This window comes from Rhodopirellula halodulae (genome assembly GCF_020966775.1).
Classification (GTDB): Bacteria; Planctomycetota; Planctomycetia; order Pirellulales; family Pirellulaceae; genus Rhodopirellula; species Rhodopirellula halodulae.
This window is the reverse complement of sequence record NZ_JAJKFV010000029.1, coordinates 315,703-330,861: the sequence shown is the minus strand read 5'-3', so window position 1 is coordinate 330,861 and position 15,159 is coordinate 315,703. Positions and strand designations below refer to the sequence as shown.

At 56.5% G+C, this 15,159-nt stretch carries 11 protein-coding genes; 4 read left to right on the top strand and 7 right to left on the bottom strand.

The window, feature by feature from the left end:
• The first annotated feature begins 24 nt into the window (after positions 1–24).
• Together panB and pgl are read left to right on the top strand one after the other, a co-directional pair.
• Positions 25–834 (top strand): 3-methyl-2-oxobutanoate hydroxymethyltransferase, encoded by an 810-nt coding sequence (gene panB, locus LOC70_RS14200; RefSeq protein WP_230254489.1) that lies wholly within the window; start codon positions 25–27, stop codon positions 832–834.
• A 49-nt stretch (positions 835–883) separates the two neighbouring features.
• Positions 884–1,585: a 6-phosphogluconolactonase gene (pgl, locus tag LOC70_RS14195; RefSeq protein ID WP_230254487.1), complete on the top strand. Its 702-nt coding sequence runs from the start codon at positions 884–886 to the stop codon at positions 1,583–1,585.
• A 50-nt stretch (positions 1,586–1,635) separates the two neighbouring features.
• Here the strand turns inward: pgl and LOC70_RS14190 are convergent, their stop codons facing one another.
• The 3 genes from LOC70_RS14190 to thpR form a co-directional block, all read right to left on the bottom strand.
• Entirely contained in the window at positions 1,636–2,163 is a 528-nt protein-coding gene (locus LOC70_RS14190; protein WP_230254479.1) for a DUF4112 domain-containing protein, read from the bottom strand.
• Between the two features lie 116 nt (positions 2,164–2,279).
• Positions 2,280–3,371 carry a tRNA (adenosine(37)-N6)-threonylcarbamoyltransferase complex transferase subunit TsaD gene (gene tsaD, locus LOC70_RS14185; protein ID WP_230254476.1) on the bottom strand — a complete coding sequence of 364 codons (1,092 nt, stop codon included), beginning with the start codon at positions 3,369–3,371 and terminating at the stop codon, positions 2,280–2,282.
• A complete protein-coding gene (gene thpR / locus LOC70_RS14180; protein ID WP_230254474.1) occupies positions 3,368–3,937 on the bottom strand; it encodes an RNA 2',3'-cyclic phosphodiesterase in 570 nt (189 codons plus the stop codon). The genes tsaD and thpR overlap by 4 nt, the downstream gene beginning before the upstream one ends.
• Positions 3,938–3,955: 18 nt before the next feature.
• Between thpR and LOC70_RS14175 the strand changes: the two genes are divergently transcribed.
• Positions 3,956–4,996: a YheT family hydrolase gene (locus LOC70_RS14175; protein ID WP_230254472.1), complete on the top strand. Its 1,041-nt coding sequence runs from the start codon at positions 3,956–3,958 to the stop codon at positions 4,994–4,996.
• Positions 4,997–5,097: 101 nt separating this feature from the next.
• Here the strand turns inward: LOC70_RS14175 and LOC70_RS14170 are convergent, their stop codons facing one another.
• On the bottom strand, positions 5,098–7,962 hold the full coding sequence (locus LOC70_RS14170; RefSeq protein WP_230254470.1) for a 2-oxoglutarate dehydrogenase E1 component: 2,865 nt from the start codon (positions 7,960–7,962) through the stop codon (positions 5,098–5,100).
• A 274-nt stretch (positions 7,963–8,236) separates the two neighbouring features.
• Between LOC70_RS14170 and LOC70_RS14165 the strand changes: the two genes are divergently transcribed.
• Positions 8,237–10,030: an ABC-F family ATP-binding cassette domain-containing protein gene (locus LOC70_RS14165; protein ID WP_230254468.1), complete on the top strand. Its 1,794-nt coding sequence runs from the start codon at positions 8,237–8,239 to the stop codon at positions 10,028–10,030.
• 4 nt (positions 10,031–10,034) lie between these two features.
• On the opposite strand, the gene LOC70_RS14160 is transcribed toward LOC70_RS14165, so the two are convergent.
• From LOC70_RS14160 to LOC70_RS14150, 3 genes are all read right to left on the bottom strand, one after another.
• Complete coding sequence (locus LOC70_RS14160; protein ID WP_230254467.1) at positions 10,035–13,145, bottom strand: FG-GAP-like repeat-containing protein; 3,111 nt, start codon at positions 13,143–13,145, stop codon at positions 10,035–10,037.
• 171 nt (positions 13,146–13,316) lie between these two features.
• Complete coding sequence (locus tag LOC70_RS14155) at positions 13,317–14,546, bottom strand: DUF1559 domain-containing protein (protein WP_230254465.1); 1,230 nt, start codon at positions 14,544–14,546, stop codon at positions 13,317–13,319.
• 418 nt (positions 14,547–14,964) lie between these two features.
• A complete protein-coding gene (locus tag LOC70_RS14150) occupies positions 14,965–15,138 on the bottom strand; it encodes a hypothetical protein (RefSeq protein WP_230254463.1) in 174 nt (57 codons plus the stop codon).
• Positions 15,139–15,159: the final 21 nt, after the last annotated feature.

Here is a 15,159-nt window from a genome sequence, read left to right as displayed (position 1 = left end):
CCACTTCAGCGAAAAGCGGACAGCATGACGGATAAGGAAAAGCGAAACCCGAGGGTCACCACCCGAACCTTGCAACGAATGCGTGAGCGTGGCGATCGAATCACCATGCTCACCGCGTACGATTTTCCCACCGCGAAAATTTTGGATGAGGCGGGAGTCGACGTGTTGCTGGTTGGCGACACCGTAGGAATGGTGGTGCAAGGACACTCCACCACCTTGCCCGTGACGATGGATCAAATGATTTATCACTCCGAAATGGTGGGCCGCGCCGCGCAGCGTGCCATGGTCGTCGTCGACCTGCCTTTTCCTGACGGCCAACTGGACATCCTGCACAGCGTGAAATGCGGCGCACGTGTCCTGAAAGAAACCCAGTGTCACGCGGTCAAATTGGAAGGCGGTGCGGAACAAGCGGAACGCATCGAGGCAATGGTCAGGGCCGGTATCCCCGTCATGGCTCACATTGGACTGGGGCCACAAAGTGTTCACGTACTCGGGGGCTATCGATTGCAACGCGACATCGATCGATTGGTCGCGGATGCCAAAGCCGCTGAGGCGGCGGGTGCCTTCGTTGTGCTGATCGAATGCGTCCCCAGCCAAGCCGCCGCCGCCGTCACCGAGGCGATCAGTGTGCCCACCATCGGCATTGGCGCCGGGCCTGATGTCTCTGGCCAAGTTCTCGTCACGCACGACATTGTTGGGCTGACGTCCGGGTACACGCCAAAGTTCACGCGTTCTTTCGGGGATGTCGGTTTGGCAATGCGAGAAGCCGCTCAATCCTATTGCCAAGAAGTGAAGGCCGGCACCTTCCCAAGCGATTCCGAATCGTTCGAATGAACGTTCCGCTGTAATCCAATCTTTCTTTCAACCACATTGAGTCTGCAACGTGCCAATCTTTGAAACCCTTGACGACCTTTCTAATTCAGCCGCCGATGCATTTTGCAAACTTGCAACCGAAACGATCGAGCAACGCGGGGTTTTCCGGGTCACACTCTCCGGCGGATCCACCCCCAAACGCCTCTACGAGTTGCTGGCCAAGAAGGAGCTGCCCTGGGACAAGATTGAGTTCTACTGGGGCGACGAACGGAACGTGACCGCCGATCACTCGGACAGCAACTACCGAATGGTTCGCGAAGCATTGCTTTCCCACCTGCCGCAAGAATCGCTGCGTGCCTTCCCAGTTCCGGTGGACCCTGACAACCCTGCCGCCTCCGCCGAAGCCTATGAAAAAACGTTGCGAGAAACCTTCGCGGGGCAAGACACACCAACGTGGGACTTGGCGTTGCTCGGTATGGGTGACGATGCCCACACGGCCTCGCTGTTTCCCGAAACCGAAGCCATCAGTGAAACCGATCGCTGGTTCGTCGAAAACTGGGTCGCCAAGATGGAAACTTACCGTTACACGCTGACGGCCCCTGCCATCAACTCGGCACGGAACAAATGGTTTCTCATTGGCGGTGCCAACAAACGTCAAGCCTTGGCCAGTGTTCGCAGCCAAGCCAGTGACCTTCCCGTCGCGCTCTTTCCATCCCGCTTGGTGGAATCGCCCGAATGGTTCATCACGCGAGATGCCGTTTTCGAAGCGTGATGCTCACCGACATCTGTCTCCGGCGTGTGAAGTTCCGCGGATGAGAAGGATCACGCCGCGGTAAGTCCGGCGAACCATGCTGATACTTGGCTCAGCAGCCAGACGAAGATCATCACCATCAAAGCGAGAAACAGCACCAAGGCCGCGACGATCCCCATCAAAATGGGCCAGACGCTGCCGCGATGCTTGTCTTCGACATAGTATTGCCGCAGAAGCAACAGATTGCGGTGATTGGCCTTGTAAAACAAGTCAAAGACATTCCCTAGAACCGGAATGGTACCCACCAAAGCGTCCAGCCCCACGTTGCATAGCATCCGCAGAACCAATTTGGGGCTGGCCCCGTTTTTCGCCATTGTGGCGATCAGCACACCGGACAACCCCATGCTGATCGCGTCCCCCGCACCGGGCACCAAGCCGAGTAGGAAGTCCAACCCAAACCGAACCCTGGTTCCGGGGATCCGGAAACGAGTGTCCAGCAGACGACTGTAGCGATCCACCCAACGCAACGATGGATGACTGAGCTGCAATTCAGTCAGAACAGCGGTTTCGCCCGTCAACTTTGATTTCGATGATTTCATTTTCTCAAGTTCGGTAGAGCCCACGTCCGTCGCAGCGATCACCAATGTTGATCCACGCACCGCTCGCGTCCCACCACTGGCATCTCACCGCGAAAGCAAGACGACGCAACCGCGAGTTAGAACCCTCGCTGCAACCCGGGCGTGATATCGAGATCGAGACTGGCAAACTGACCGGCTTCCAACTTTTTCCACGCAATCGCGCCCATCACCGCGTTGTCAGTGCAAAGGTGCGGTGGCGCGATCAGCAACTCAAAGCCATCTTCGTCAGCTGCCGCTTGCAGATCACGACGCAAACGCTGGTTTGCCGCCACACCGCCGCCAACGATCAATCGTCCTGCTCTACTGCGATCCCTGTGCCGTTTGATCGCTCGTCGTGACTTCGACACCAACACATCGACTACGGCAGCTTCGAATGAGGCACACACGTCTCGTTTGACCTGCTCGGGTATCTGCAAGCTGGAAAAGTCCTGGCGTCCAGGCCCGGCAATCGCGTAACGCACGGCGGTCTTCAAACCACTGAACGAAAAATCGTCTGCCTCGTCATGAATCATCGAACGCGGGAACGAGTAAGCCTTCTCATTGCCCTCCGCCGCCAATTTCGCGACTTCCACCCCGCCGGGAAACGGTAGTGACAACATCGCTGCGACTTTATCGAACGCCTCCCCCGCCGCGTCATCGATCGTGCCGCCCAGATACTCCAGCTCAATCGCGGTATGACACAAATACAGGCTGGTGTGGCCTCCGGAAACAATCAGCCCCAACGACGGGTAAATGTCCTCGGGTGCTCCGTCGATCAACTGGCACGCATACAGGTGCGCATGCAGGTGGTTCAATGAAATCAGCGGTCGATTCCACGCTAGCGCCAACGTTTTCGCCGCCACCACCCCGACCAACAACGATCCGGCTAACCCTGGCCGATCAGCAACCGCCACGGCGGTCAGGTCCTTTCCCATCACGCCGGCCTGTTTCATTGCCGTATCGATGACCGGCAGAATCCGTTCCAAGTGGGCTCGCGCGGCGATCTCCGGCACGACGCCGTTGAACTGCTCGTGCAGCGTTTCTTGCGTTGCGATGCACTGCCCCAAAACTCGCCCCGATCGCTCGATGACCGCTGCCGCCGTTTCGTCACAGGTCGACTCAATCGACAGCAACAACTCCTGACTTTGCGACCTCGCAGATTCCCTGGCAACTGTCTCAGGAGCCGTCATAGCTGCACACGCCCAAGGACGTTGTAGCTGGGGCCATGCTTTTCGAGAAAGCTTCCCACAACATGCAGCTCATTGACCGTCATTTCGCCAACCTCGTCGTCTGCGAATCGCCGCCAGCGGTCCACAACCGCCGAATTGGCTCGCCGAGTTCCACTGCGGGTGCGACCGACCGTCAAGTGAGGTCGATAGTCACGCGATTCTGGTTTGTACCCCAAGGCAGCAAAACGCTTTTCCAAATCCGCAACCAGTTGAACAAGCGATGACGTCGGATCATCCACGTCGATGGTCAACACTCGCGGACGATCAATCACCGGTATTCCTGATGCTCCGCCCAGTGCCAACGGAAACGGATCCAATTCTTCACAAGCATCTTCGACCGTGTTGCAAACGGCGGGGGTTTCGACGTTGTCGACTTCGCCGAGAAACTTCAACGTGAGATGAAGATTCTCTTCGGGGACCCATTTGATCCCATCTCCGGGGGTTTTGGTTTCCGCCATCCAACGCGATGCTGTACGAGCGATATCTGAAGGCAGCGGGATGGCCACAAAAGTGCGAATGGTTTTCATGACCGAAAGTTTAGCGACATGACCTTTTCAGTGCATCGGTTCGATCCGCCCAGCTTTCGACCTCATCGTTGGCGTCGCGGTGGCCACCTGCAAACCTTGCTCGCGCCCCGTTCCAGCCTTCGTGCTGACGATTGGAAACGCCTGCAGCAACAGATTCATTCAAGAAAGCATCGACTGCCGGTTAGCGGTGGCGACACGTTGGTGCTGCACGATGATGAACCCGAGACCTGGCAAACCAATCCGCGAGGCAGCGTGCTCTTGCTGCATGGTATTTGCGGATGCCACGCGGCAGATTACATGATCCGGTTCTCACAGCGGTTGCTGCAGATTGGCATTCGAACGTTCCGGCTGGACATGCGAGGATGCGGTGAATCCATCGAGCTTTGCCGCGGGATCACCCACGCCGGACGCAGCGAAGATGTCCTGGCGTCTCTTCAGCTAATCGGTCAACTCACGGAAGACACGTCTGCACCCATTGGGGCAATCGGAACTTCCCTGGGAGGCAACCAGCTTCTTCGCGCTGCGGGTCGCGTCGGTGCGGGACTCGACGATCCTCCCGCCAACTGGGATCGCATCGGGCCGCTGCTCGCGATCGCCCCTCCCGTCGATCTGCAAGCCTGCAGCGATCACATGGAATCGTGGACGCTGAGGTTTTACAATCGTTACTTCATCACACAATTGCTTGGCCGAGCCAAAACCACCCTGCAAATGCGGGAAGAACTCGGCAATCTGCTCGATGGCCCAACGCCGAAGACTCTGCGGCAATTCGACCGTCGCATCACGGCCCCGATGGCTGGCTTTCCCGACGAACGAGCCTATTACGCTTCGTCCTCGGCCAATGTGGTGACGCAACACATTTCAGTGCCGACCATGATTGTGGCCGCCAAAGATGATCCGCTGGTCCCCGTGCGATCGTTTACTGAAATCGAAGCCCGACTCCCGCGACCGGTTCGTGTCCTGACCATGCCCACCGGTGGTCACCACGGTTTCTCCCAGCACGACGGGACGGCCTGGACCGACGACCTGGTTGCCAAGTTATTCAACGAGGCTTGGCCATAATCCAAACCTCGCTGCGATGACACGAGCCCGACGGACGCGATGCATCCGAAGCAAGCGTGTGCCCAGCGAAATGCGCCCCGTAGAATCAGACCTGCGGCCGTTTAGTTGGTGACGCCTTCGAAGGCCGCCTGGATCAAATCAATTTGCTCCAACTTGTGAGCCGCCATCGATCCGGTGCTGGGGCTAGCCGATTCGGCTCGAGTCGCCTTTGTGAACTGGAATCGCTTGTTCAACTCGTCGCCAATCTTGAGCTTCAAGTACGGCCACGCACCCATGTTCTCCGGCTCTTCCTGCACCCAGCGGATCTCGGTGCCTTCGGCCAGTCCATCAAACGCGGCGAAGATTTCTTCCGGGGACAGCGGGTAAAGCTGCTCCAACCGCATGATCGGCACGCCCTCGATTTCCTTTTCCGTCCGCTCTTGTAGCAAGTCGTAGTAGACCTTGCCGGTGCACAGCAGCAACCGCTTGGCACCTTCCAATGGCACTTTACGGTCTGGCAGAATCTTCCGGAAACTCCCTTCGGCCACCACTTTCAGCGGACTGGTGACTTCCGGATGCCGCAGCAAACTCTTGGGCGTCAACGCGATCAGAGGCTTCCGCCATTTGCGAATCACTTGGCGTCGCAACAAGTGAAAATACTGCGCCGGCGTGGTGGGCTGGCAGATCTGAATGTTGTCTTCCGCGGCCATGGCGAGGAATCGTTCGACGCGAGCACTGCAGTGTTCGGGCCCCTGCCCTTCGAAACCGTGCGGCAGCAACATCACCAAACCCGACAAGCGGTTCCACTTGTCTTCCGCGCTGGCGATGAACTGGTCAACGATCACTTGGGCAGCGTTCCAGAAGTCACCGAACTGAGCTTCCCACAAGCACAAACCACTTGGGCAATCTAGCGAATACCCGTACTCAAACCCGAGCACACCGGCCTCACTCAGCGGGCTGTTGAACAACTCCAACCGAGCCTGACCCTCCCGCAAATTCTTGAGCGGACAGTATTCGCTTCCATCTCGCATGTCGTGCAGCACAGCGTGACGGTGACTAAACGTCCCCCGTTCACAGTCCTGACCCGTCAACCGAATCGGATGCCCGGCGTCAAGCAAAGAAGCGAATGCAGCGGCTTCCGCAGCAGCCCAATCCAAAGGACGATCACCCGAGGCCATTTCTCGGCGCTGCTGCATCGGGCGTTTCAGTTTTTTGTGAGGCGAGAACCCTTCAGGCAATCGAGTCAGCGTGTCCAGCAATTCGCTGAGACGCTCCACCGGCATGGTGGTGTCGACCTCATCCGAAGGCTCCGGACCACCAAAGTATTCTTTCCAATTCGCAGCCAGCGTTTGGGTGTCAGGCGTGAAGGATTCGTTCTTGCTCGCCTCAAACTCACTTTCCAGCTTTTCGGTGCGATCGCGGCTGATTTCATCCGCCTCTTCTTCCGTGATTTTGCCGAGCTTCAACAAACGGTTTAGGTACTGCTGGCGAACTCCTGGACGTCGGTCAATTTCCGCATACATCTGCGGCTGCGTGAACCGAGGCTCGTCGCCCTCGTTGTGACCCCAGCGACGATAGGCATACAAATCGATCACCACGTCGCGGTGGAACTCTTTACGGAAATCCATCGCCAAGGAAACGACTTGGGCGACCGCTTCCGGGTCTTCACCGTTGACATGGAAAATCGGAATTTGAAGCATCTTGGCCACGTCGGTGGCGTAGGTTGTGCTGCGTCCTTCATCCGGTTCGGTCGTGAACCCAACCTGGTTGTTGACGACAACGTGCAGCGTACCGCCCGTGCGATAACCTTTCAGCTCACTGAGATTCAACGTTTCCTGAACAATCCCTTCGCCCGCGAACGCCGCATCGCCGTGAATCAAGATCGTCATCACGTCTTGTCGACTGCGATCTTCGCGATTGTCTTGTTTGCAGCGTGTCCGCCCCAAAGCCACCGTGTTGACGAATTCCAAGTGGCTCGGGTTGAAGCACAAAGAAATATGCAGATGGTCACCGGAGGCGGTCTTCCAATCGCTGCTGTATCCCAAGTGATACCGCACGTCCCCGCCACCACGACTCAGCTCCGGCGTGGGGTCATCGAACGACCAGAAAATGTTCATCGCCCGTTTTTTCAGGATGTTTGCCATCACGTTCAAACGACCACGGTGGGCCATCGCCATGACAACTTCTTTGACCTGATGCTGACCGGCTTTTTCGAGAGCCAAGTCAATCAACGGGATCAAACTTTCCGCGCCTTCGAGCGAGAAGGTTTTTGCACCAACGAACTTGCGTCGCACGAACTCTTCGAAAATCGTTGCATCGGCGAGCCGGGTGTAGATCCGTCGTTGAACTTCGTGCGACAGATCCAAGCGGTTCTCGGTCGTTTCCATCCGACGCTGCAACCAATCACGAATGTTGCGATTGTCGATGTGCATGAACTGCGCACCGATGCTTCGGCAATAGGTCGACTGCAGCTTCTTCAGAATGATGTCGAGCGTGCTGCCCGATACGTTTTCGAGAATGCTGCTGTCAAAGGGACGAGCAAGGTCTTGATCGCTCAACCCGTGGCTACGCGGCGAAAGCTCCGGGCAAGTGTGCTCGAACAAACCCAACGGATCCAGCGTTGCCACCAAGTGCCCACGCACTCGGTATTCGCGAACCAACTGGTCCACACGATCTTGGATCCGGGCCAACCACAACGCTTGATCGACGTTCTGGTCACCGGTCGATCCCGTGCGGTCCGACACGTCCGCGGAACTTCCCGGCTGGCCGTTGGCAAAGGCGGGACTGACCACGGTCCGTGCCCCGGCGGAGGAGCCATTGCTGGGGGAATCACCGCTCGAAGCAGTCGATGCCGGTGGCGTGATTCGCGCACCGGCTCCCACTAGGAATTGCTCGAAGTACTGACGCCAAGTTTCCGAAACGCTCGACGGATCACGTACATATTGCACGTACAAATCGTCGATGTAATCCAACGAATAACTATTCATAAGTCCCGCAGCGAACCGCCATCGCCAAGCAGACCGCAAAGGAGGAAGGAAACGTGGAAGGGGGGAGTGGGCCGCCACACTTGCCGACAAAGAAACGGCGTCAAGGTTGCGTTCAAGTCTACTGTACGGAACCGATCACCGGGTGGGTAGGACGACCGGGTGAACTTTTCCATGGTTCTCGCTACGTTTGACGAAGCTGGCTGGTTTTGGGAACGTTTTTTCCCACCGCTTTGTCCGATCCGTTGCCACCAAACGTTTTCAGAAATAACTCAGAATGGCCGTTTTAATTCAGCTCCGTGACGCCGAGAAACGTTTTGGCGATCAAGTCTTGCTAGACGGTGCAAACGTGTCCCTGGTGGACGATGTCAAAGTCGGATTTGTCGGACGAAACGGTGCCGGGAAATCGACGCTTCTCAAGGTGCTCTTGGGTGAGGAGGAGCTGGAAAAAGGTGAGGTGATTCACCACCCCAATTTGAGGATTGGTTACCTGCGTCAGCACGATCCGTTTCATGAAGGCGAATCAGCCCTCGACTTTTTGATGCGAGACAGCGGTGAACCCGAATGGCGTTGCGGACAAGTCGCGGGCCAATTCGAACTGAAAGGCGACTACCTGGAGGGTCCGGTGAAAGCCCTCTCCGGAGGATGGCAAACGCGAGTCAAATTGGCGGCGCTGTTGTTGCACGATCCCAACCTACTGATGCTGGACGAACCAACCAACTTCTTGGATCTTCGCACCCAAATCCTGCTGGAACACTTCTTGCGTGACTTTGGAAAAGCCGCGTTGATCGTCAGCCACGACCGTGCCTTCCTAAAAGCCACCTGCTCCCAAACGTTGGAATTGTCCCGCGGGCAACTGACCATGTTCCCGGGCAAGATCCACGACTTTTTGGAATACCGCGAAGAACGGCGAGAACACGAACGCCGCGTCAACGCCACCGTGGTCGCCAAACAGAAGCAATTGCAACGGTTCATCGACAAGAACCGCGCCAACGCCTCCACCGCCAGCCAGGCACGCAGCAAAGCCAAGCAATTGGAACGATTGCAAACGACCGAGATCGTTGGCGACGAACCCACCGTGCACATGCGTGCCCCGCGTGTCCAGCCGCGACAGGGCACCGCGGTACGCTGCGACGGATTGGCAATTGGCTACCCCGGCCATGTCGTCGCGGAAGACATCACCTTGGAAATCGAACACGGTCAACGCGCCGCCATCGTGGGTGACAACGGCCAAGGAAAAACGACGATGCTGCGGACGTTGGTCCACTCGCTGGATCCAATCGAAGGCAACCTGAAATGGGGTCATGGCATCGAAATCGGCACCTACGCCCAACACGTCTACACGACGCTGGATGAACGGCAGACCATCCTGGAGCACTTGGAGTATTCGTCCGACCCGGAAACCACTCGCCAAGACGTGCTCGCCATGGCCGGGGCGTTGCTTTTTCGCGACGAGCAAATCAACAAGAAAATCAAGGTACTTTCAGGCGGTGAACGCGCTCGAGTCTGCATGGCCAGCCTGTTGCTCAGCACCTGCAACGTGCTGGTCTTGGACGAACCCGGAAACCACCTCGATGTCGAAACCGTGGAAGCTTTGGCCGAAGCCCTCAAGCTCTTCCAAGGCACAGTGATCTTCACCAGTCACGACCGCCACTTTATGGCCGAAGTCGCCACCAACGTCATCGAAGTTCGCGACCGTCGCGTTCGCAATTACTTCGGCAGCTACGCGAGCTACTGCGAAGCCGTTGAAAAGGAAATCGAAGAAGGCGAACGACTCCGCAATGCCAACTCGAAGGCAAATGGAACCGCTCCTAAAACGGGAACCGCCAAAGCCAGCCAAGACTCACGCCGCGACCAAAAAGAACAACGCAAGCGTGAAAAAGAGGTCAAAAACCTCGAGCGAAAAATTGCCAAGCTGGATGATGACAAGAAAGAGCTCAACGCGAAGCTTCTCAACGAGACCAACCCAGAAGAAGCGGTCCGGCTGCACGAGCAAATTCAAACGATCGAAGCGGAGCTTGGCGAAGCCGAAGATCGATGGATGGAACTCAGCGCCGACGCGTGGGAGTGAACCATCACTCGCCGGTGAGTGGTTCGATCAACAACAGCTCGCGCTCGTTCGCCGAGACACGAACGGACTGCTCGAGTCCACTGGGCCAGACCACATCCAGTTCGATGTCCGGGTCGCCGTCCGGAATCGCAAACGTCAACAATGACTCGTTTGAACATTGATAGCCCGATCCAGCCATCCGTTGCCGCATCTGCTTTCCCGCCGATGTCTTCGCGATCACCGTTGTTCCGATGGCATCACGTTCAGAACGTGTTCCGACGACACGCACTTGCAACGAAACAGACTGTTGCGGTGTTCGGTTCATCAACAGTGCCGTTGGACGAAATAAATCGGTCACCACCAAATCGTTTCGTCCGTCTCGGTCAGCGTCCAAGATGGCCATCGCACGTCCCATGCGAGACTCATCAAAGTGAGGCCCCACGGAATCACCCGCGACCCATTCCCAATGGTTCTCTGGGTTCAGCGCCAACAACTGAGCCGGCATCTCGTAACGCAAACCGTCGTGTGAAAAGTCATCAATGTGACCGTTGGCGACCACCAGTTCATCAACACGGTCTCCATCCAAATCGACAAACTGGGTTCCAAATCCAAGCATGTCCCGGCTCGATTCGCCGAGGCGATTTGCCTCCGTCTTGTCTTCGAACAAACCGGGCCGAGTTTGCTCATAGAACGTGTTGGACTCGTCCGTGAAGTGCGTCAAATAGAGATCCAAATCGAGGTCTCCATCCGCATCCGCCGCGGCGATTCCCATCGATGCTTCGGCCGCCGATTGATGGTTGAATGCCACGCCTCGGATGGTCGCCTGTTCTTGAAGCGAGCCGGACAAAGGATCGAAATGCCAAAAATGATTCGCGGTCATGTCGTTTGAAACATAAATGTCCAAACCAAGCGTCCCATCGAGCTGCCCCACCAAGACACCAAGACCTCGCCCCGGATCGCAGCGCTGCAGCCAATCCGCCGAACGATCTTCGAACAGTTCCCCGCCTGAAATCACACCGCGGTTACGATGGACTCGGTCTCGCTCCGCTGGGAACGAGATTGGCTGACAAGAACGGTACTCGCGAGCGGTCTCATCCATGCAGCGTTGCTGGTAAGGAGTCGGCCCCCCGCAGTAATTGACTTCGATGAGATCCGACAGTCCATCATGGTCCACATCAGCAATCGCGGTTGACGATGTCCAGGTGTGCCGTGAATCCGTGCCCACTTGCACGATGGATTTACCCGTGTCGTCGACGTAGCGTTCAGGCTGCTTCAACATCCACGTCGTCACATCAGCGAACGTGCCGTCGCCGTTGTTCAAGTAAAGCGTGTTGAACCCGATGTTTGCAATCAAACAGTCTGGAAATCCATCCGCGTTGAAGTCACCCACACCAACGCCCTGCGTGTACCCGGGATCGGCCAGACCGGTCGCTTCGGAAACATCAACATAGTGTCCTCGCACATTCCGAACAGTCGTATTCGGCGTCCCGTTCCGGTCACCGGGGAGCCCACCCTCCACACCGCCTGCCGAGGTCAAATGCAGGTCTGGCCAACCATCCAAGTCAAAGTCCAATACCCCCGCTCCTCCGAGCCCTGACTGCCAAAGCCACAGTCCATCTTTCGAACGAGGACGATTGAGCCCAACGGTATGCACCAGACCGCGCTGATTTGCCTCGTCCTCCAGTCGATAACCTCTCTGCGCGACAGGCTGCTTTGGCGGCTGGCGTTTGGGGTTCGAATCCGCGGCGATGGACGATTCCCCACTGCCCGCCGACGTTTTCATAAACCATCCGGACTCCTTCGCTTTCGCGAGCATCGCTTTGGTCTCGTTCGATTCTGGTAACCATTCGCCATCGAAGGTTTGCCACGGGGTGTTGCTCGTTAACTTCGCCCTGGCGTCGAGATACGCCTGCTTCACATTTTCAGCGGGATCCTGAGGCAATGTAAACGCGGCGCGGAGCCAAACCACCGCTTCCCATTGCCGTCCAAGTTGCTGCAATTTTTCCGCAACAATCATTGCCAATCGCTGTGAGTTTCGGCGCCATCCAAGAAAGCCATCCACGGCATCACGAAGCTCGTTCACTTGCCCCGCACGAACCGACACCTTTTGACTTAGCTGCAGATCGCCAGACTTGGCCAACGCGGTCGTCAATTTTGTCAACGCTTCGTGGTGATTCGGATCCAACCGGACAGCCTCGGCAAAAGCAGCGGAAGCAAGATCCGAATCGCCGTTTCGATTCGCCCAGACCCCTCGAGCGATCCAAACCTGAGGGTGACTTTCGTAGTCAGCGTTGAAAGCCCGGGAGGAAATTTTCGCAAGCGTTTCGCGATCATTTGTTTCCACGGCGGCTCGCGTCAGGTAGGCCCACGCGGGTGTGAAATCAGGATGTTTCTGCACCACTGGAATGAGCCCGTCTTTCACGACCTGCCAGCGATGCTTGTAGGCATCAAAACGTGTCAAAGCGTACTTCGGCCGCAAATCGCTCGGGTTGAGTTTCAATGCTTGCTCGCTCATCTGCTCGTCAGCTTGAGGCCGCGACGCGTCACTGGCGATGACCAGTTCAGAGATTCCCGCTTGTCCACGCTGGATCAAGTGTTGCAGGTGCACCATCGCATCACGCTCCAACGCTTGCGCGATCATCAACCCCACCAAATCGACACGACGTTTCGCATCGTCTGGGTGCTGCTTGACACACCGCTTCATCAGTTCGATCGTGTCGAAGGTTCGTCCCACAGCCATGTAAGCGTGGCCCGTCTTCTCAAACAAGTCCGCGGTCGGTTCATCTGCGACCTCCAACGCCGCATCGAACATTTCGATTGCTTTCCCGGGATTGCCCATGACCTGCCAAGCTTCGCCCAAGGACTCGTAGAGTTCGGCGTCGGCAGCGGGGCTGAGCATCACTTGTCGAGCGATTTTGCTCAACGAATCCGCGTCCCTTTGCGAAACAACGGTGGCAATTTGCCGCTTCCATTGAATCTTTTCGTTCGCGTCAGCAGACGTGGTTTCATCACCACCTTTCGATTCAACGACGGTCTCAATAGGAGTTTGCTCTGGTTGCGGTCGATTGCTCGGCTGACACCCCAGCAAAATCATCCATCCAAGTATGGCGGTCGCGACGCCCGAAAATTTCATCATGTCATCGAATCGTGAAAAAGTTGTCTGAGACACCAAAGACTACCGCAGACACAGGTGTTTGAGTTCACCCCAATCCGATTCACCAAAGAAAAACGGGGACTGAATAGATCCAGCCCCCGTTCGAGAGAGAGTCAATGAAACCGAACGTTCAAGCCGTTCGGATCCCATCTCCTAGAGATCGTCGATGTTGACGATTTCCTTCATTGCACGCGTACTCAAAGCACCCCACAAACCGTACGGGCTCTCCGAACCAGGAGCGCGATTGCCGGTTTGGTTAAGCATCACCACACCATTTCGGATGTTTCCGGTATCAATGGAGTCCGTGATGAATTTGACTGCACCGTCACCCATCAACACGTGAACACCACCTTGGTGACGGCTACTTGGCGGGCAGGCACCGGTATCAAAGTCACCACCACCGCCAAAGCAAATTTCAGCGTTGGGTGGCAAGATGCAGTTGAATCCGGTGTACAAGATCGGCGTGTCCATCCATCGGAAACCACGCTTCCAGTCCGCGTTACCAGTACGGATCCCGGGGTTTCCGGTCCCTGCGGCATCTGGATCCCAGAACTGTGGACGAGCGGGGTTGATCCAACCAGCCTGATCACGGCAGTGAGCCGGGTTGTTGTGGATCGTTCCCCAACCAACACCGTAGCGAGCATTGGTCGTGATGGCGTTGTCACCCAAGTCCGTTGCAATCTCACCGCAAGCGATCGTGTTGGACAAACCATCCAAGACATCGCGGAACTTCAACTGACGACGGTGGTAGAAGAAGCCACGGTTGGTCGCATTCGCGTTTTGACCGTTGTTCGGCGTCAGCACCCAGCGTCCGCCAGTGTGACGCATGTAGCCGTGGTTGACCCAGTCAGTGCTGTCACCAATACAAGCGGCGTAGTTGGTACGGCCGTGTGCAGGAGCACCACGCCCCGGATCACTTGGGCAACGGAACGTACCAACTTCCGTGAACCAAGGACGATACGCTCCACCCCAGGGTGCCGGTCCCATTGGTGGGAAACCTGGGCTGATCGCATTCCCATTCATGTCCAAGTTGTAGGGATTGCTGATCTGCTCCCACAATCCTTGCTGCTCAATGAACGGCAACACTGCAGGCAACCAGCTCAAACGAAAACGGTTAGTGGTACGGCCTGGCCCCGATCCGCCCCAGTCACCGTCCACATACGTTCCACCAGCCTGTTTCGGCAAAGCGTTGTAGGCTGAGTGGTAATTGTGGATCCCCAAGCCAATTTGCTTGAAGTTGTTGCTGCACTGCATGCGGCGAGCCGCCTCGCGTGCTGCCTGAACTGCGGGCAACAACAGCCCGACAAGGACACCGATGATGGCAATCACGACCAGCAATTCAACCAGCGTGAAGCCAGACGCTTTTGTTCGACTCCGAACCATTCTGCGCTCCAAATAGATAGAGAAAAGAGAATAAGTGGCGAGCAGGGCAGTGGCAAACATCCACAACCAGCCCGAGCCACCTTTGATTACGGCAAGATGGTAGGGAGGACTTAAGGCCTTCTCTATCACTCAAAATGAGCAACAAAGGAGGATCAAGACACCGTAACAACCTTGCAGCCACCCACAGCCCCCGATCAGATCTCCTGATCTGCGCGACAAGCTGTCTATAGAGAAATCATTTGCGACAACGGCGTTTTTGCCAAAATGCTTTGAGTTCTGGTACCTCACCCCACGCCACCTGGAAAATGCGACACGCGTAATTTCATATTTCCCCGTCGCATTTCGATCGTTCAACAAAAAAACCCGGAACCAAAGGTTCCGGGTTTTTCTGTAACTTTTTGCAAAAATCTTCAGACAGTTACTGCTGCTGGGCCTCGGTGGAAGCGTCCATTTCTTCTTCGTAAGCATTGTCGTCGTAGCTGAACTCAGCAGCTGGCTCAATTTGAGTCGTGCTGTTGTCGGGAGCGCACCCGATTACAGAGACCGAGCCGACAGCAACACACAACGCCAAAAACACTTTCGTAAGCTTCATTGAAGAACTCAAAACAAAGGG